Origin of the sequence: Pseudomonas sp. SAR267 (assembly GCF_052077595.1) — a bacterium.
In the GTDB taxonomy this organism is placed as follows: Bacteria; Pseudomonadota; Gammaproteobacteria; order Pseudomonadales; family Pseudomonadaceae; genus Aquipseudomonas; species Aquipseudomonas vlassakiae.
In genome coordinates, this window is the sequence record NZ_JBQIHU010000001.1 from 627365 (window position 1) to 645717 (window position 18353).

An 18353-nucleotide genomic window follows, 5' to 3' on the forward strand; every position below is an offset into this window, starting at 1 on the left:
ATCGGCGGGGTTTGCCACTCACACTTGGCCAGCGCCAAAAAGAGTGCCCACCGACCTTACCCGAGGAGGACGACCGCCCTTGAACAAGAACACCGAGCCCTCACGCGGCTGGCTCGCGAGTAAACTGCTCGCCGATGGCCAGGAACCGGACCCGCGCTTCACCCTGGCCAACGAGCGCACCTTCCTGGCCTGGATCAGGACCGCGCTGGCATTGCTGGCCAGCGGCATCGCCGTGGACATGTTCACCGCCGAAATCTTCAGCGCCGGCACCCGCCGCCTGCTGGCAGTGGCGTTGATCAGCCTGGCCTTGCTCCTGAGCTTGCCGGCCTTCGTCCGCTGGCTCAATGTGGAGCGGGCGATGCGCCAGAAGCGCCCGCTGCCGTTCCCACTGATCGCCCCTGCGCTGTCGATTGGCGTGTCACTGGTGATGGCGTTCTTTGCCTACGCGGTGTTCTTCCATGCCTGACCCACAACTGGCCAACGTCGATGAGGGGTTGCAGCCAGAGCGCACGCTGCTGGCGTGGCGCCGGACCATCCTGGCGATGGTCGTGTGCAGTTGTTTCTTCCTGCGCTGGGTGCCGCACCATCGCTGGCTGGCGGTGGCACCGGCGGTGCTTTGCCTGCTGGCGGCCGGCGCCGCCTGGCTGCGTTTGCGGCGCAGCTACCTGCGCAATGTGACTGGCCTGCAGGCCGAGACCATTGCCTCTGGCATCACCGTGAACCTGTTGCTGGCGGTATGCGTTACCGCCCTGTGCGCGGTGGAGCTGGCCGCGATCCTGGCCTGGTGAGTCAGCGCACCCTAGAACTGCGCCAGCCAGTACGTCACATCCACCTCGTCGATCTGGTCCTCACGCAGGAAGCGCGCGGCATATTCCCGATGCACACCGCTGCTTAAGAACAGCCGCAGCAGCTGCCCATCGATGTGGTTGTCGCGGGCCATGGCGACCAGGATCTTCACCGACTCCGACAAGCTCTTCGCCGCCTTGTACGGCCTGTCCGCAGCCGTCAGCGCCTCAAAGATATCGGCAATGGCCATCACCCGCTCGGCAATGCTCAGGTCATCTTTGCCCAGCCGCCGCGGGTAGCCGCCGCCATCCATCTTCTCGTGGTGGTTGCCGGCGATATCCGGCACCCGCCGCAGCTGGCGCGGGAACGGCAGCGCGGTCAGCATGATGATGGTCTGCACAATATGTTCGTTGATCTTGAAGCGTTCTTCATCGTTGAGCGTGCCACGGCGGATCGACAGGTTGTACAGCTCGCCGTGGTTGCTGGCATTGGCCGGCAGGCGCATGTCAAAGCCCCAGACATTGCGCGGGTCGTCCTTGGCCACTGGCGGCTTGCGCGAGCCCCAAGGCACCTGGTGGTCAGGCCGATCGGCCAGCAACGGTTCAGCCACCGGCAACGGCGCGGGCGTGGCACCTGCATGGCGCTGCGCCTCCTCGTGGGAAATGCCCAGACGGTTGTCGAAATGCCGCAGCCAGCGGCGCTGGCCGATACGCTGCAGGCGCTCGACGTCTTCATCCTGCATGAATTCGCCACCGATATTGACCTTGGCGACGAAGGCGAAGTCGTCCTGCAGTTCGCCACGGCAGTGCGCCAGGGTTCGTTGCAGCACCGTTTTATCCTCGCCCGCCGCCAGGCCTTGCCAATAGGCCAGTTCGGCGTCGCGCCAGAGCACCTCGAAGCGCGTGCGGACTTCATGGATGCGGTTGTACAGGGTCTCCAGCTTGGTTGCCTTGTCCACCACGTATTCAGGGCTGGTAACCTTGCCGCAATCGTGCAGCCAGGCGGCAATGCGGAATTCGTAGCGCTCGGCCTCGCTCATGCTGAAGTCGGCGTAGGGCCCACTGTCGGCCTGCACGGCCTTGTCCAGCAGCATCTGCGCCAATCGCGGCACGCGCTCGCAGTGACCGCCGGTGTAGGGACTCTTGGCATCGATGGCGTCAGCCAGCAGCTTGATCATCGCGTCCAGCAGGCGCTTCTGGGCTTCGACCAGCTGGCGCGTCTCGATGGCCACGGCAGCGGCACCGGACAGCTCCTCGACGAAGCGGAGGAAGGGCGCGCCGACTTCGGCGGGCTTTTGCTGCAATTCAAGAACAAGAATGCCTAGCAGCTCATGACCACGGTCCTTGAGCACCAGCGCCAGGCTGCGCCCGCCCAGCCCCAAAGCATGGGTTACCGTAGCGGCCAGGTCGAGGTGCCCGGCTTCGCCAACGGCCAGCGCCTCAGGGTAGCCACGGCCCCGGCAAGCGGCCGCCAGGTGCAGCTGGGCGCGCTCTTCATCGAACAGGTACACCGCGCCCGCACTGACCCCGGCAGCGTCCACCAGATGGCTCAACACCCCATCGAGCATGCGTTCCAGCTGGCTCTCCCGGCTCAGCGTCAGGGTGATTGCCTGGAAGCTGCGGATGGTGCCGGACATGCGGCTGAGCACCCGGCTCAGCTCCTTTACTTCGGACACCCGCGATGCCACCCCCACTTCGCGGCTGAAATCGAAATCGGCCAGGCCGCGCACCTGTTCGGCCAGCTGATGCAACGGGCGCCCGATGCGCTGGCCAAGCAAGCCGCCCAACAGCAGCAACACGGCCATCAGCATCGCGGTCCACAGCATCTGCCGGAACAGCACCTCGCGTGCGCTTGCCAGCAACTCCTGCGCCGGCACGGCAATCAGCACCTGCAAGTCCTGCCCGGCCAGCTTGGTCAGCTGCACGCGCATGCCGTACCAAGTGGCGCCGTCCACCTCATAGACCTCGGGTCGAGTGCCTTGGGGCAAACGGTTGTAGATCTGCTGCAAGCTGGGGATACCCAGTTCGGCCACGCGCGACAGGCGCACCGCTTCGCCGTCATGCACGATGACCCGCTGCAGGTCCGGGTAGGCCACCACGCTGCCTTGGTCATCGATCACGGCGATCTCGGTACCGCGGGTCATGCGCAGGTCGCGGGTCTCGTTGGCCAAGTCATCGACCGAGACATCCATGCCGAGTACCGACGCGCCATCGACGCTGCGCTGGGCCATGGTCATGCCGATTTCACGGGTGGTGAAGAACACGTAGGGCCGGGTCAGCACCGTGCTGGCCTGCGCCGAGGCGTCAGCGAACCACGGCCGCGTGCGCGGGTCGTAGTGATAGTCCGGCATGGCCTGGCGTTTGAGCAGGGTCAGCGCCGGGTCATAAAAGCGCCACTCGCCTACCCTCGCCCCACCCTCGCCCAGGCTGACACTCTGCACCAGGAAGCGGGTACCGGTCGGCGCGGCAAAGCGCTCAAGCAGCTGCGGGTCGCGCAAGCGGCGCACCAGCAAAAATTCGCCATTGGGGTAGCCGACATAGGCGGCGCTGAGCATCTTGTTGGCCTTGAGGCTCTCGACCAGTTGCGGCAGCCGCTCCAGGCGCTGGTCCTGGTTGACGGCAACCGGGTTGAAGGCCAGCAGGCGGATGCTGCTCTGCACCGGGTCGACCAGGCGCCGGGCACGTTCGTCGATGGTCTTGCCAACCTGCTGCGCGGCATCGCCGGCAGCGGCCACCAGGGCCTGACTGATACCGTGATAGCCCTGCCAGGCCAGGCCGGCGCCGAGCAGCAGCATACCCAGCATGATGGCCATTGCTACCAACAGTTGCAGGGGAATACCCCGCCCGGCGTTGCTCATGGCTGGCTGCTCCACGAACGCCCGATGCACACCCTGTTCGCCCACAGGCGACCTGCCGCCCCGGCAGCATGACCCAGCAATACGCAGACCATCCGCAGCATTCCTTGTGTGGCGACTTCAACAGTGTAATCAGTCGAGACAAACATGCCGGGCGGTAGTGGCATGTGGCAGCTAGGCATGCCCGATAGTGGCACAGCGCAATTATCGACTTCAATGCAGAACGACCAAGACCGCCCCAGCGTAGGAGACTGCTGTGGTGGAAATCCTTGGCCTGCACGCCCCTACCCGCTAAAATCCTCCGCGGGTGCTAGCTGCAAGGTGCAGTGATGCAGGTTAAAGAACAGTGCAGGTCGGGCCGCCTGCAGGAGTTCTTGTGCCTATGCAAAAAACCAAATTGACCCGCGCCCAGCGCCTGGCCCAGCGGGCCTTCGCCAATTTCGAGCGTTTCCTGCACATCGAAGCGGTCAGCGGCATCGTCCTGCTGGTCACCGCCGTTGCAGCGCTGATCTGGGCCAACTCCCCGGCCGCTGCCAGCTATGACGCCCTTTGGCACACGCCGATCAGCTTCGGGATCGGGTCGCTGAGCTTCTCGCAGTCACTGCACTTCTGGATCAACGATGGCTTGATGACCATCTTCTTCCTGGTGGTGGGCATGGAGATCCGCCGCGAAATCCATGAAGGCGCGCTGTCCAGCCTGCGCCAGGCCACCTTACCGATGGCCGCTGCGGTGGGTGGCGTCGTCGCTCCTGCACTGATCTACCTGGCCTTCGGCCATGCGCCGACCGAGCAGCAAGGCTGGGCCGTGCCGACTGCCACCGACATCGCCTTCGCGGTCGGCGTGCTGGCCTTGCTGGGCAAGTCGATCCCTTCCAACATCCGCGTATTCCTGCTGGCGCTGGCGATCATCGATGACATCATCGCCGTGCTGATCATCGCCGTGTTCTACTCCGGTGGCCTCGACTACAGCGGCTTCGGCGTCGCTGCCATCGGCCTGCTGCTGGTAGTAGCGCTGCAGAAAATCGGCGTCGGCTCGGCTTGGGCCTATGTCATCCCCGGCGCGATCACTTGGGTCGGCATGCTGATGACCGGTGCCCACCCAACCCTGGCCGGGGTGATCCTCGGCCTGATGACGCCGGTGGCCGCCATGCCCCTGGGCGAGCGCCCGGTGGATGCGATTTCGCGGTTCACCCACGATCTGTTGGGCCGGGCCAAGACGCCCGAGTCGGACACCGGTGAACTCATCGACCCGCTCAAACGCCTGCGCCTGGCGCAACGCGAGCTGGTGCCCCCAGTGACCCGTGTCGGCGGCGCCCTGCACCCTTGGGTAGCCTATGCGATCATGCCGCTGTTCGCCCTGGCCAACGCCGGTGTGGGCCTGTCCGGTATCGACTTGTCCGCCGAGGCGCCACACTGGGTGATGATGGCAGTTGCCGTGGCGCTGGTGGCTGGCAAGCCGCTGGGCATCATCAGCGTCAGCTGGCTGATGGTGCGCCTGGGCTGGTGCAGCCTGCCGGCCCAGGTCAACTGGCGCGGCATCACGCTGATCGGCCTGCTGGCTGGCATTGGCTTCACCATGTCGATCTTCATTGCCAACCTGGCCTACAGCGACCCGGCCTCGCTGGGTGCAGCCAAGCTTGGCGTGCTGTCGGGCTCGGTCATCGCAGCCGTGCTGGGCCTCGCCTGGGGCGTCACGGGCCTGCGCAAGGGCGCGAGCAAGGCGCCTGTGCAAGTTAGTTGAAGGGTGACCGGGGCCTGATGGCCCCGGCATTTTCCTGTATACAAAATACCCGAACTTTGCTTACATGCGTGTCTGTGCGCCTACGACAGCGGCAATCGTCGCTGCGTATTGTGCCAGGCATGAGCCATGCAAGCTTCTCAGCAACACACCCCTAAGACCCTCCTGGTCAAGAATGCCGCACTGCTGGTCACCATGGACGGCGAACGCCGTGAAATCAGAGGTGGCGGCCTTTATATCGAAGACAACCTGATCAAGCAGGTCGGCCCCGGCGATACGCTGCCACAGCACGCCGACGTGATCCTCGACATGGCCGGCAAGGTGGTCATCCCGGGCCTGGTCAACACCCACCACCACATGTACCAGAGCCTTACCCGCGTGGTGCCGGCGGCCCAGGACGGTGAGCTGTTCAACTGGCTGACCAACCTTTACCCGATCTGGGCGCGGCTGACCCCGGAAATGATCTCGGTTTCGACCCAGACGGCCATGGCCGAGCTGATCCTGTCGGGCTGCACCACCTCCAGCGACCACCTGTACATCTACCCCAACGGCTGCAAGCTCGACGACAGCATCCACGCTGCCAGCGAGATCGGCATGCGTTTTCATGCCGCCCGCGGCAGCATGAGCGTGGGCCGCAGCCAGGGTGGCTTGCCGCCTGACTCGGTGGTGGAGAAGGAAAGCGACATTCTCAAGGAGTCGCAGCGCCTGATCGAGGACTACCACGATGCCCGTCACGGTTCGATGCTGCGCGTGGTGGTGGCGCCCTGCTCGCCTTTCTCGGTCAGCCGTGACCTGATGCGCGAAGCCGCAGTACTGGCGCGCAACTACGGCGTATCGCTGCACACCCACCTGGCCGAGAACGTCAACGACATCGCCTACAGCCGCGAGAAGTTCGGCATGACCCCGGCCGAATATGCCGAAGACCTCGGTTGGGTTGGCCATGACGTGTGGCACGCCCACTGCGTGCAGCTTGACCAGCATGGCATCGAGCTGTTCGCTCGCACCGGCACCGGTGTCGCCCACTGCCCGTGCTCGAACATGCGCCTGGCGTCTGGCATCGCGCCGATCCGCAAGATGCGCGACCACGGTGTACCGGTGGGCCTGGGCGTCGACGGCTCGGCCTCCAATGACGGTGCCAGCATGATCGGCGAAGTGCGCCAGGCGCTGCTGCTGCAGCGCGTAGGCTTTGGGCCTGACGCGATGACCGCCCGCGAAGCCCTGGAAATCGCCACCCTGGGCGGCGCCAAGGTGCTCAACCGCAACGACATTGGTGCCTTGGCGCCGGGCATGACCGCCGACTTCGTGGCCTTCGACCTGGGTCATGTGGCCTATGCCGGTGCCCTGCATGACCCGCTGGCGGCCCTGGTGTTCTGCACCCCGACCCACGTCGACACCAGCGTGATCAATGGCCGTGTGGTGGTGCAGGATGGTCGCATCACCACCATCGACCTGCCGCGTGTGCTGGAACGCCACAACCAACTGGCCTACCAGCTCGTCAGCGGCGACTGACTCCGCCAGGAAGTGCTCTGCTTCTGCTCTGCTCTGCTCTGCTTTTGCTTCTAAGCGCGCGGTAGTTCAGCAAACGCAGAATGCGACTTCAGGAGGCCGAGCGCAGGCCTTGCGGAGGGAGGTGACGGGCATGGATGCCCGTCAAGCGCTGCGGCCCAGGATGGGCCGTTCAGCGCGGTCCTCCCGGGAGCAAGGCCGGAGCGAGGGAACCCCGGAGCGCAGCGCAGGGGCCGGATGATAGGAGCCAGCGTTTTTTGGTTACTTTTTGTCGCGTTGACAAAAAGTGACCCGCCGTAAGGGCGGAAAGGTGACTGTGCGTCGCCATCGCAAAAGAATGCACTCGACTGAATCAAAACCACCGCAGTCGAGCTTTTGGCTTTTGGCTTTTGGCTTTTGGCTTTTGGCTTTTGGCTTTTGGCTTTTGGGAGTGGGCTTTCAAATCAAGTCAACATTCATTCGCCATGGTGGCGCTGAATCACCTTTTCGCCTTTACGGCGACCTACTTTTTGACTGGGCAAAAAGTAGGCAAAAACCCCCGCTCCCATCATCCGGCCCCTGCGCTGCGCTCCGGGGTCCCCTCACTCCGGCGCCTTCCGGGCCCGCGCGGCCTACGACTTGCTGCGCAAGTCTACATCTCGCGCCTTCGGCTGCGCCGAAGGGGTGCTGCGCACCCTGGCCCTCCAGACGCCTGCGTTCGGCCTCCTGAAGTCGCACTCAGCGTCGCCTGGACTATCGCGCGCTTAGAAGCCAAAGCAAAAGCAGAGCAAAAGCAGGAGCAAGAGCAAGAGCAAGAGCAAGAGCAAGAGCAAGAGCAAGAGCAAGAACCGAGGCTCAGCGGTTGCAGGACTGATTCTGAAACCGCATGAACAAATCTTCATCTTGGCCCTCAACGCCCTGATGGTGGGGTGGATGCACGATGCGCAGCGGTACACGGATCGCGCTTGCCTTGAGGCGCGGGGCCGGGTTGCGTAGCATCGCCGGCCCCGGGGCCGCTGGGCGGCCCATTCGCGGGCACGCCCGCTCCCACAGTTACGCGCCAGCTCAAGATCGGCGCAGTACCTGTGGGAGCGGGCGTGCCCGCGAACGAGGGCGAAGCCCTCGCCTGCCGAATTCGCTACTGTACAGAGCCCCCATGCCGCAACCGATCCCCCTCAAGGACCACGAAAAGGAAAAACACCTGGTCAATCGCCGGCTCCTGGCCTGCGCCGCCCTGGTGTTCAGCCTGTGCGCCGTCCTGGTGGGCAGGCTCTACGTGCTGCAAGTGCTGCAACACGACCAGCAGAGCGCCGTTTCGGAAAACAACCGCGTGCATATCCTGCCCATCGCCCCCGAACGCGGGCTGATCTACGACCGCAATGGCGTGGTGCTGGCCGACAACAAGCCCAGCTTCGACCTGACCATGACCCGCGAGCGCGCCGGTGACTCGGCCAAGGTGCTCGACACCCTGGCGCAAATCCTCGGCCTGGGCGAGGACGACCGCAAGCAGTTCGACAAAGACCTGCGTCGCGGCCGCAAACCGTTCGAGCCGGTCACCCTCATGGTCGGCCTGACCGAAGAACAGATCGCCCTGATCGCAGTCAACCAGTTCCGCCTGCCCGGCCTCGACGTGGAGCCGCAGTTCATCCGCGAATACCCGCTGGCCGAACGTTTCGCCCATTCGGTCGGCTACGTCGGGCGCATCAACGAAAAAGAAGCCAAGACCCTCGACAGCACCGAGTACCGCGGCACCCAGTCCATCGGCAAGACCGGCATCGAGCACTTCTACGAAGCCCAACTGCACGGCCATGTGGGTTACGAAGAAGTGGAAACCAACGCCCAGGGCCGGGTGATGCGTGTGCTCAACCACAAGGACCCGATCCCCGGCAAGGACATCATCCTCAGCCTCGACGCGCACCTGCAGGTGGCCGCCGAAAAGGCCCTGGGTGACCGCCGTGGCGCAGTGGTGGTGCTCGACCCGGCCAACGGCGACGTGCTGGCGATGGTCAGCAACCCGAGCTTCGACCCCAACCTGTTCGTCAAGGGCATCAGCTTCAAGCAGTACGCCGCGCTGCGCGACTCGATCGACCGGCCGCTGTTCAACCGCGTGCTGCGCGGCCTCTATGCGCCAGGCTCGACGGTCAAGCCGGAAGTGGCCATCGCCGGCCTCGACAGCGGCGTGATCACCCCCGGCAGCCGCGTGTTCGACCCCGGCTACTACGAGCTGCCCAACTACGACCACAAGTACCGCAACTGGAACCACAGCGGCGATGGCTGGGTAGATATGTACACCGCCATCATGCGCTCCAACGACACCTACTTCTACGACCTCGCGCACAAGCTCGGCATCGACCGCCTGCACGACTACATGGCCGAATTCGGCCTGGGCCAGAAGGTCTCGCTGGACATGTTCGAAGAAGCCCCAGGGCTGATGCCTTCGCAAGCCTGGAAGCGTGCCACCCGCCGCCAGGCCTGGTTCCCGGGCGAAACGCTGATCCTCGGCATCGGCCAGGGCTACATGCAGGTCACCCCGCTGCAACTGGCCCAGGCTACCAGCCTGCTGGCCAGCAAAGGCGTGTGGCACCGCCCGCACCTGGCCATGACCGTGGGTGGCGAGGCCCCGGTCGACCCCAACCCGATGCCCGACATCGTGCTACACGACAAGCACGCCTGGGACCAGGTCAACGTCGGCATGCAGATGGTCATGCACGATCCGCGCGGCATCGCCCGCGCCGCTGCGGCCGGTGCCCAGTACCGCATCGCCGGCAAGAGCGGCACGGCACAGGTGGTGGCGATCAAGCAAGGTGAGCGCTACAACCGCAACAAGACCCTCGAACGCCACCGCGACAACGCCCTTTTCGTCGGTTTCGCCCCGGCCGACCACCCGAGCGTGGTAGTCGCCGTGATGATCGAGAACGGCGAGGCCGGCGGCCGCGTTGCCGGCCCGGTGGTGCGCGAAGTGATGGACGCGTATCTGCTCGATGAACAGGGCCACCTGAAGCCTCAATTTGCCGGCACGCCAGCGGCCAAGCCGGTGCCGCACAGCTGAAAGGCCCGGCGGCATCGGCTGAGCGCTGCTCTAGCCACGTTCGAAGAAGCTGCTGCCTTTTTCCTTGAGCAGCGTCACCAACGCCCCTGCCGCCGGCGACAAGTAGCCGTCCGTGCGCACCGACACTGCTACGGTGCGGCACATGGTGGTCTGCCGGAGCGGCACTTCGCGCAGCCAGGACATGCCCAAGCCATGCTCCAGGGTTTCCCTGGCAGCGAAGCTGAGCAACTGGGTACGCGCAATCAGCCGGGGCAGCAGCGAGATGGCGTTGGTCTCGATCTGCACAAGCGGCGCTGGCAACTGATGGGCGATGAACACGTTGTCGATCCAGCGACGGGCAGTCACCGTCGGCCCCGCCAGCACCCAGCGGTACTGGCAGAGGCGCTGCAAGGTGATGGGGCCAGCGAAGATCGGGTGCTCGGCGCTGGCCACCACGATCGCTTCGTCTTCGAGAATCGGATAGGTGGTGAACTCGGGATCCATGGCGATCTGCGGTGAAATGATCACATCCAGCCGCCCGGCGCGCAGGGACTCCTTGAGCACGTCGTCCTGGGCGATCGACAGCTTCAAGGTCACTTCCGGCGCTCGCTCCAGCAGCGCTGCGGTCAGATGCGGCAGCAGGTGATCGGCCATGCTCGCGGCGCAGCCCAGGCGGATGTTGCCGACCAGCCCACTGGCGAAGTCGCGCACCTCGCGCTCGGTTTCGGCGATGTTCAACTGCAGTTGCTTGCCCCGCGCCAGCAGCAGCTTGCCGACATCGGTGAGCTTGATGCGGCGGCCATCGCGCTGGAACAAGCGGGTGCCCAGCGATTCTTCCAGGCGCTGGATGCTCTTGCTCAGCGCCGGCTGGCTGCGGTTGAGCTTTTCCGCAGCCCGGCCCAGGTGGCCGAGTTCGGCAATGGTTTCGAAATAGGTGAGGTCACGCAGGTCCATGATTCATGAATTTCAGTTATGGATTCATCGAAAGTAGAAAATAGACTTGATCGATTGCGCCGTCGATAATTTTCTCCGCTGGCGCTGCCAGCCACGCGTTATCCGCTGCGCAAGGAGTATCCACGTTGCAGACCGCCCTACCCCCCGCTTTCAGGCCCCTCTTGCAATGGCTCGCACTGCTGATCTGTGCCGGCGCATTCGGCCAGTTGCTGCATGCCCTGGCCGTGCCGGCCGGGTTGTTCCTCGGCCCCATGCTGGTGGCCATCGTCTTCGGCGTCTCGGGCGCGCAACTGCACCTGCATCGCCAGCTGTTCCGTTTCGGTCAGGGCTGCGTCGGCCTGCTGGTCGCCCATTCGGTGACGTGGGCGGTACTGGTGTCGATGGCCCAGTCCTGGCACTTGATGCTGGTCGCCACCTTCATCACGGTGGCGCTCAGCGCCCTGGTGGGCCTTGGCACGGTGCGCTTCGGCGGCATCCCAGGCAGCACTGCCGCCTGGGGTACGGCACCGGGGGCAGCTTCGGCGATGGTGTCGATGGCCGAGGACAATGGCGCCGACGGCCGCGTCGTGGCAACCATGCAATATGTGCGGGTGGTCTGCGTGGTGATGATTGGCTCGCTGGTCAGCCACTTGCTCGGCGCCACACCGGCTGCAGGCGCGGTGGCTAATGCACCGGCGGCGCTGGCAGGCCCGCACCTGCTCGACAGCCTGCTCAGCCTGGGTGTGGTGCTGCTGGGCATCACCCTCGGCAACCGCCTGCCTGCCGGCGCCTTGCTGACACCGCTGCTGCTGGGCGGTGCCCTGCAACTCAGTGGGTTGCTGACCATCCGCTTGGCCGAGCCCTTGCTGGCCATTGCCTACGGTGCCATCGGCTGTTACATCGGCCTGCGCTTCGACCGGCAGACCGTGCGCTATGTGTGGAAGCGCCTGCCGACCATGATTGCCGGGGCGGTGGTGCTGATTGCGCTATGCGCCGCGTGCGCTTACGGGCTGGCCTTGGCGATGGGCACGGACTTCTTGTCGATGTACCTGGCGACCAGCCCGGGGGGGCTGGATGCCATGGCAATCATTGCAGTGGAAACCCATGCAGATGTCGGCCTGGTACTGGCCATGCAGACCTTGCGGCTGTTCGGGGTGATCCTGACCGGGGCCTTCTGTGCGCGGCAGATCATTCGCCTGACCCAGGGGTGCGGTGGCTAGCGGCGCCACAATCCTCACGCCGGGCCCTTCAATGCCGCCTCGATCTTCGCCACATCGATCTTGCCCATGCTCATCATCGCGTCGAACGCCCGCTTGGCCGCTGCCTTGTCGGGGTGGGAGATGGCTTGGATGAGTATGCGCGGGGTGATCTGCCAGGAGATGCCCCACTTGTCCTTGCACCAGCCACAGACGCTCTCGCTGCCGTCGTTGCTGACGATGGCATGCCAGAGCCGGTCGGTCTCGGCCTGGTCCTCGGTGCAGACCTGGAACGAAAACGCCTCGCTGTGCTTGAACGTGGTACCGCCATTGAGCCCGACGCAAGGGATGCCCATCACGGTAAATTCGACGGTAATCACCTCACCGACCTTGCCCGACGGGTAGTCGCCGGGGGCCAGGTGCACCGCCAGCACGTGGCTGTCGGGGAAGGTTCGGGCATAAAAGTTGGCCGCTTGTTCGGCATCCTTGTCGAACCACAGGCAGATCGTGTTCTTGGCAGTCATGGCAAGGCCCCATGGGCAAACAGGAAGCTTTGAGTCTAGCCCTTCAGTCCAAGCTGACGAGGGCCACCGCCAAGATAACGATCAGAAGCCACCTACCAATCACGGGGAAATTTCCCACAACCCGCACATGGCGGGGCATTGCATCATTGCGGACGAACCTCACAAGCGACTTCTCGCAGGGAGATACAGGTTTGTCTGATTTCAAATCAAAGTTGCAGCACCTCAGCGCCGAACAGATCGAGGCGCTGTACAGCGAATACATCAGCGGGGAGAAAATTGCCCAGCTGCTCGAACGCTACGCCATCGACCTCGCCCCCAGCAGCCTGATCAAGGCCTTTCCCCCCGTACCCTGCGCCGAACTCGTGTGCCCTTATTGCGAAGTCAGCCTGTACGAACGGCGCAAAAGCCGCACGGCCAACAGCTGGAACGATAACCTGGCCTACTGCCCGAACTGCGCCCACCGTCACTACTTCCCAGGGCGCAACCGCTGGCAACGCGCTTGCGCCTGCCAGCCCTGCCTGGCGGCGCGCGAACAGGCCCGGCAGGCAAAGGCCATCGAACAGCGCAAGCGCATCAAGGAGCACTGGTCGCTGGGAAAGCACCTGCCAGTGCCACTGCACACGCTGTCGATCACCCGCCAGTTGCAGTTGCTGGCCGTGCTCGAAATCCGCATGGACACGCAAACGGATTGCATCCTGGCTGCGGAAAAAACCATCGGCGATGGGCGTGTCAGCCCCTCCAAGGGCATGGATTCAACCATCCTGCTGGCGCTGCATGAAGACCAGATCCTGCTGGTCGACCCGGATTCGCCGCTGGAGGCCTTCAGCGACGACCCGACACCGAAGGCCTGGCAGAACAAGGTGCGCTGGGTCGCCAATGTCAGCCTGGATGACCCGCAGCGGGCCGGCCTCGGCATTTTGCATCGCGCGCTGCACACGGCGCTTTGCGCTGGCCCGCAGCCGCAATGGCATGACGAACTCGTCGCAGCCATCAAGTCGCTCTGCAACGAAGAAGTGTGCGCCTACATCGCCACCCGCTGCGCGGAACACGGGCTGCCCTTCGAGGCAAGGCACAAAGCCGCAGAAGTCGCAGCCCAGCTGCTCGACAAGCATCCCGTGCGGCACATCTGGTCGCTGGTCAACACTGCGGTCCGTGGGGCACTGTCATTCGTTGCCCGCGCCCAGGTCAACAAACTGCACGCCGCCAACACCATTCCAGGGAGCCTGCTGTCGCTGAGCGAACGCGCCATCCGCGAGGACTGGCAGTTCACGGTATCGAGCTACGACAGCCACGCCCCGCGTTCAGGTTTCAGTCAGGCGCTGTTCGACGTGCTGTTGCAACAGCGCGACCATGGCCTGAGTCGCAAGGTCAGCGACTACATCGCTGAGCTGCCGGTACATGCGGACGATAACGGCTGCAGGCTGTTTTGCGCCATGTGCGGATCGAACCTGGTGCATGTGAAGGCGGGGCCTCGGGAAACCATCGTCAATTGCAAGGATTGCCTTGCCAGGACCCTGATATCGACATGAAAAAAGCGCCCCACCCGGGGCGCGTGCCTCGCGCCCGGTACCTGCAACATTCTGTTGGGAAATCCTACATTCAGCAGTGAACCTGCTTACAAAATTGCGGTCTGTCCCTGACGGTCAATTCACCGACCGGTTCGCCGGCCTCGTCGCTGATCCACAGTTACCGGGCCTATTTTTCCTGTTGCAGCGAAGACCCAACATGCCTGAATCCCGCCCAGCCTCCCTTGCCCTCCCTGCCCTGCGCGGCAGCCTGCTCGCCGCCCTGCTGGCCCTTGCCGTCCCCGCGCATGCCGAAGAGCCGGCCAGCGATGCGCGCTGGGTCAGCGACAGCTTGAGCACCTACGTGCGCAGTGGCCCGACCGATGGCCACCGCATCGTCGGCACGCTCAAGTCCGGGCAGAAACTCACCCTGGTCGGTAGCCAGGGCAACTACAGCCAGGTACGTGGGCAGAATGGCGACCTGGTATGGATCCTCACCAATGACCTGCAGTCGGTGCCAGGCCAGAGCGAGCGCCTGCCGCAACTCGACGCTCAGGTGGCGGAGCTGTCCGGGCAGCTCAAGACCATCGATGACAGCTGGAAGAACCGTGTACAGGGCATGCAGGAGACCCTCGACTCGCGCAAGAAGCTCATCGATGAGCTGGAAGCACGCAACCAGGCGCTCAGCGAACAGCTCGACCAGAGCCAGTCGAGCCTGCGCGATACCCAGGCACGTCTGGGCGACGAGAACAAGCAGGTGATGATGCGTTACATGGTCTACGGCGGCAGCATCGCCGGTGCCGGCCTGCTGGCGGGGCTGATCCTGCCGGCGCTGACCCGTGGGCGGAAAAAGAACGACCGCTGGTTCTGATCATAGACAGGCGGGCCTCTTCACGGATTCAACCGCGCAGAGGCCCGCAGCAACGTGGCGCTATCGGCTGCGCGCCTTGTTATAGATACTTTTGGCCTGGTCGGCAGCAGACTGACACTTGGCCATATCGCCGGCATCCCGAGCCTTTTTGGCTTCTTCCCATTTCACTTTGAAATCATGGGCCATGCCGCCGTGCATGCCCTGGCCACTGGCTTTGTGGTCGTCTTCCAGTTCCTTGATCTTCGCATCGCAGTTGGTTTTGGGGTCAGCGTGTGCAGCAATACTCAGCACTGAAGCAATTACCAGCAATAGGATGGATTTCATGGAGCGTTCTCCTTGGAAATCAGAATGATCATCGAGAGGCATTTGGCTCGATGCAGGGGAAAGCATAGACGGCGATGGCGCGGGCTGTGTCGGTTCAGCTCGGCGGTCATCGCCACTCGGCAAACAGGAAGTCGATGAACGCCCGTACCCGCAAGGGCATGTGCCGGGCCTAAGGGTAGATCAGCATGCCAGGTAGGCCGGTGTCGCCACCACCACCTGCTCCCCCGCGTACCGGCGTTGTTGCCAGGTGCTGGTCAAGGGCGGGCTGAATCAGGCGGTCAAGGGCCTGGAGCTGGCAGCCAGCGGCGGGCAGGTCAATGCGGTAGCACCCGGGATCATCGATACACCGCTGCACGGCGGCTCGGTCGAGGCCCTTCTTTGCGGGCCTTACTGCCGCAACCGTTCCAGCGCTTGCAACACAAACCCCGTTGCCCGCTCCACTTGCCCTTCCCGGCAGGCAATCCCCAGCTGCCGCCACAACCCGGGCCGCAGCGGCCGGCGGGCAATCCGCCGATCCAGTTCGGCGGCCTCGCCTTCCTGCGGCAACAAGGTCGCGCCATAGCCCGCCCCGACCAGGCTCTTGATCGCATCGTTGTAGTTCAGCTCGATTCGCGGCTCGGGATACAAGCCCGCCGCCGCGAACCACTCCCCGGTCACCCGTGACAACTGGGTACTGTGGTCATTGAGGATCAATGCACGCTGCGCCAGCCAGGCCGGGGTGACCTTGGCCGGCGGCTGCCAGTCGGCCGGCACATACGCCAGAATCGGGTCGCGCCGCCAGGGCGTGAGGCTGACACCCTTGCCGGCCACCTGCGGCAGCGCGACCAGGCCGATGTCCAGGCTGCCTTCTCGCAAGCGCGCCAGGGAAGCCTGGGAAGTCAGCACCTGAACCTGCACGTCGATACCAGGGTGCGCCTCTTTCAAATGCTCAAGGGCCTTGGGCAACAAGTGGGCAATGGCACCCGTGGATGCCCCCAGGCGCACCCGCCCGGTCAGGCCCTCGACCTGGCGACGCACTTCGTCCAACGCCAGGTCGGCATCGGCCAGCAAACGCCGGGCCCTACCCAGCAGCGTCTCGCCGATGGCCGTCGGGCGCACCTGGTTGCGGTTGCGCGTCAGCAGCGGCGCACCGACCCGCGCCTCCAGCTCGGCCACGTGCAAGCTGATGGTGGGCGGCGCGAGGTTGAGCTGGCGGGCGGCTTCGGCAAACGAGCCCAGGTCGGTAACCACTACCAAGGTACGCAGGCGGTCGAGGCTGATTTCGCGCATGGGCGGCGATCCTTGATTCATGAAAGCTGAACGTCAGCGTCATCATATTCAAATTTTCTTTCCCAGCGCCACAGGCGAGCATAGGCCATCTCCTCCGCTGACCGGACTCCGACCATGCACACCCCTGTTGTCTTCATCGACGGTGACCAAGGCACCACCGGCCTGCAGATCCACGCCCGCCTGCAAGGCCGCACCGACCTGCGCCTGCTGACCCTGCCGCAAGCCGAGCGCAAGGACCCACAGCGCCGCGCCGACGCCATCAACAGCGCCGACATCGCCTTGCTGTGCCTGCCCGACGATGCTGCCCGCACGGCCGTGGCGGCCATCGAGAACGCGGCCGTACGGGTGATCGACGCCAGCTCCGCGCACCGCACCACACCAGGCTGGGTCTACGGCCTGCCGGAGCTGGACGGGCAGCAGGCCGAGCGCATCGCCCAGGCCAAGCGGGTCAGCAACCCCGGCTGCTACCCGACCGGCGCCATCGCCCTGCTGCGCCCACTGGTCAAGGCCGGCCTGCTGCCGGCCGACTACCCGCTGAGCATCCACGCCATCTCGGGTTATTCCGGCGGTGGTCGTGCCGCCGTCGAGCGGCACGAAACACCGGGCGCTGAACATACCCCCATCTTGCAGATGTATGGCCTGGAACTGGCGCACAAGCACGTGCCGGAAATCCAGCTGCATGCGGGTCTGTCGGCACGGCCCATGTTCCTGCCCGGTTACGCGGCCTATCGCCAGGGCATCGTCCTGAGTATTCCCCTGCAGCTGCGCCTGCTGCCGGGCCAGCCGCGCGCCGAGCAGTTGCAAGCCTGCCTGGAGCACCACTACCAGGGTGCCCGCCATGTGCAGATGATGCCCCTGCATCAGCAAGGCCCGGCCACCCCGCTCGACCCGGAGGCGCTGAATGACAGCAACGACCTGCGCCTGGCGCTGTACGCCAACCCCGAGCACGGCCAGGTGCTGCTGACGGCGGTGTTCGACAACCTCGGCAAGGGTGCCTCGGGCGCGGCCGTGCAGAACCTCGACCTGATGCTCGCCGCGATGCGCGGCTAAAAAGGGTTTAGACTGTGCACCCCGCGCCACCTCGGCGCGGGATGAGCCAATCGCAGCCGGAGCCCGTTTACCGATGTTCATCCTGAGCCGCCTCGACAGCGTGCCGCCCGAATCTTTCCAGAGCCAGATCCGCGAGCTGGTGATCCACAACGTCGGCGATCTGAGCAGTGTCGCCATTCGCGCCGAAAACCCACTGTATCCGCTGTACCAGTACGGCGTCGGCATGGAGGTGCACCAGTACCTGCAGGCCATGGACGGCACCCGTGGCCTGGCAGTGGAACTGACCCTGGCCCTGGATGCCGATGCCCCGGACCAGTTGCTCGGTTTCGCCCTGGCCTTGCCGGCCCAGGACAACCCCCAGGCCTGCGCCCTGGCGTTTCTGGCCGTGGCACCCAGCCACCGCCGCCAAGGCATTGCCCGTGCCCTGCTGGGTGACGCGCAGGCACGCTATGCCAGTGTCGAGCTGAATGCCTTTGCCAGCCAGGTGCCGTGGTTCGAGAGCATGGGCATGCAGGTGGTCGCCGCCAGCGGGCCGCAGGTGCTGATGAGCAGCACCGGCCAGGCCAGTGGCGCGCTGATCGGTCGGCTGGACATTGCGCCGATCTATCAGACCGCCGAGGTGCTGCAGATTCACACCTACCTGCTCAATCAGCAGGGTGAGGATGCCATGCTCGATGCCGAGCAGCAGCGGGATGAATGGCTGGATGAGTTGACGGTGCAGGCCAAGGAATGTGTCAGGCAGCGCAGATCGGTGCATTGATCTGAGGGCCTCTTCGCGGGCAAGCCCGCT

General features: G+C 64.6%; 15 protein-coding genes and 1 pseudogene. 11 read left to right on the forward strand and 5 right to left on the reverse strand.

Annotation, left to right across the window (positions count from 1 at the left end; translation table 11 throughout):
• Positions 1–79: 79 nt before the first annotated feature.
• Together ACTORR_RS03330 and ACTORR_RS03335 are read left to right on the forward strand one after the other, a co-directional pair.
• A complete protein-coding gene (locus ACTORR_RS03330; protein ID WP_082433435.1) occupies positions 80–466 on the forward strand; it encodes a YidH family protein in 387 nt (128 codons plus the stop codon).
• A complete protein-coding gene (locus ACTORR_RS03335) occupies positions 459–788 on the forward strand; it encodes a DUF202 domain-containing protein (RefSeq protein WP_054883855.1) in 330 nt (109 codons plus the stop codon). Before ACTORR_RS03330 ends, ACTORR_RS03335 begins: the two co-directional genes overlap by 8 nt.
• A gap of 11 nt (positions 789–799) precedes the next feature.
• Here ACTORR_RS03335 and ACTORR_RS03340 read toward each other — a convergent pair whose 3' ends face one another.
• Entirely contained in the window at positions 800–3643 is a 2844-nt protein-coding gene (locus ACTORR_RS03340) for an HD domain-containing phosphohydrolase (RefSeq protein WP_313365117.1), read from the reverse strand.
• Between the two features lie 379 nt (positions 3644–4022).
• Between ACTORR_RS03340 and nhaA the strand changes: the two genes are divergently transcribed.
• From nhaA to mrdA, 3 genes are all read left to right on the forward strand, one after another.
• Positions 4023–5381 (forward strand): Na+/H+ antiporter NhaA, encoded by a 1359-nt coding sequence (gene nhaA, locus ACTORR_RS03345; protein ID WP_441343540.1) that lies wholly within the window; start codon positions 4023–4025, stop codon positions 5379–5381.
• A 126-nt stretch (positions 5382–5507) separates the two neighbouring features.
• Positions 5508–6887 (forward strand): 8-oxoguanine deaminase, encoded by a 1380-nt coding sequence (locus tag ACTORR_RS03350; protein ID WP_099813479.1) that lies wholly within the window; start codon positions 5508–5510, stop codon positions 6885–6887.
• A gap of 1132 nt (positions 6888–8019) precedes the next feature.
• Positions 8020–9912: a penicillin-binding protein 2 gene (gene mrdA / locus ACTORR_RS03355; RefSeq protein WP_441343541.1), complete on the forward strand. Its 1893-nt coding sequence runs from the start codon at positions 8020–8022 to the stop codon at positions 9910–9912.
• 30 nt (positions 9913–9942) lie between these two features.
• Here mrdA and ACTORR_RS03360 read toward each other — a convergent pair whose 3' ends face one another.
• Entirely contained in the window at positions 9943–10845 is a 903-nt protein-coding gene (locus ACTORR_RS03360; RefSeq protein ID WP_313364390.1) for a LysR family transcriptional regulator, read from the reverse strand.
• 125 nt (positions 10846–10970) lie between these two features.
• On the opposite strand from ACTORR_RS03360, the gene ACTORR_RS03365 reads away from it, so the two are divergent.
• Positions 10971–12044: an AbrB family transcriptional regulator gene (locus ACTORR_RS03365; protein ID WP_054883862.1), complete on the forward strand. Its 1074-nt coding sequence runs from the start codon at positions 10971–10973 to the stop codon at positions 12042–12044.
• A 14-nt stretch (positions 12045–12058) separates the two neighbouring features.
• Here ACTORR_RS03365 and ACTORR_RS03370 read toward each other — a convergent pair whose 3' ends face one another.
• Positions 12059–12544 (reverse strand): VOC family protein, encoded by a 486-nt coding sequence (locus ACTORR_RS03370; RefSeq protein ID WP_054883863.1) that lies wholly within the window; start codon positions 12542–12544, stop codon positions 12059–12061.
• Between the two features lie 191 nt (positions 12545–12735).
• Here ACTORR_RS03370 and ACTORR_RS03375 point away from each other — a divergent pair, with 191 nt between their 5' ends.
• The gene (locus ACTORR_RS03375; protein ID WP_313364391.1) at positions 12736–14073 is read left to right on the forward strand and encodes a hypothetical protein; all 1338 of its coding nucleotides are present in this window, start codon (positions 12736–12738) and stop codon (positions 14071–14073) included.
• Positions 14074–14269: 196 nt separating this feature from the next.
• Entirely contained in the window at positions 14270–14920 is a 651-nt protein-coding gene (locus ACTORR_RS03380; RefSeq protein ID WP_054883864.1) for a TIGR04211 family SH3 domain-containing protein, read from the forward strand.
• 60 nt (positions 14921–14980) lie between these two features.
• Here ACTORR_RS03380 and ACTORR_RS03385 read toward each other — a convergent pair whose 3' ends face one another.
• Positions 14981–15244, reverse strand: a complete 264-nt coding sequence (locus tag ACTORR_RS03385; RefSeq protein ID WP_313364392.1) for a hypothetical protein — start codon at positions 15242–15244, stop codon at positions 14981–14983.
• 225 nt (positions 15245–15469) lie between these two features.
• Between ACTORR_RS03385 and ACTORR_RS03390 the strand changes: the two are divergent.
• Positions 15470–15620: pseudogene (locus tag ACTORR_RS03390) on the forward strand (3-oxoacyl-ACP reductase); the annotation flags it as partial.
• Positions 15621–15631: 11 nt separating this feature from the next.
• On the opposite strand, the gene ACTORR_RS03395 reads toward ACTORR_RS03390, so the two are convergent.
• Positions 15632–16513 carry a LysR family transcriptional regulator gene (locus tag ACTORR_RS03395; protein WP_054883866.1) on the reverse strand — a complete coding sequence of 294 codons (882 nt, stop codon included), beginning with the start codon at positions 16511–16513 and terminating at the stop codon, positions 15632–15634.
• A 114-nt stretch (positions 16514–16627) separates the two neighbouring features.
• Between ACTORR_RS03395 and argC the strand changes: the two genes are divergently transcribed.
• On the forward strand, positions 16628–17563 hold the full coding sequence (argC, locus tag ACTORR_RS03400) for an N-acetyl-gamma-glutamyl-phosphate reductase (RefSeq protein ID WP_313364393.1): 936 nt from the start codon (positions 16628–16630) through the stop codon (positions 17561–17563).
• A 73-nt stretch (positions 17564–17636) separates the two neighbouring features.
• Entirely contained in the window at positions 17637–18323 is a 687-nt protein-coding gene (locus ACTORR_RS03405; protein WP_054883868.1) for a GNAT family N-acetyltransferase, read from the forward strand.
• The last annotated feature ends 30 nt before the right edge of the window (positions 18324–18353 follow it).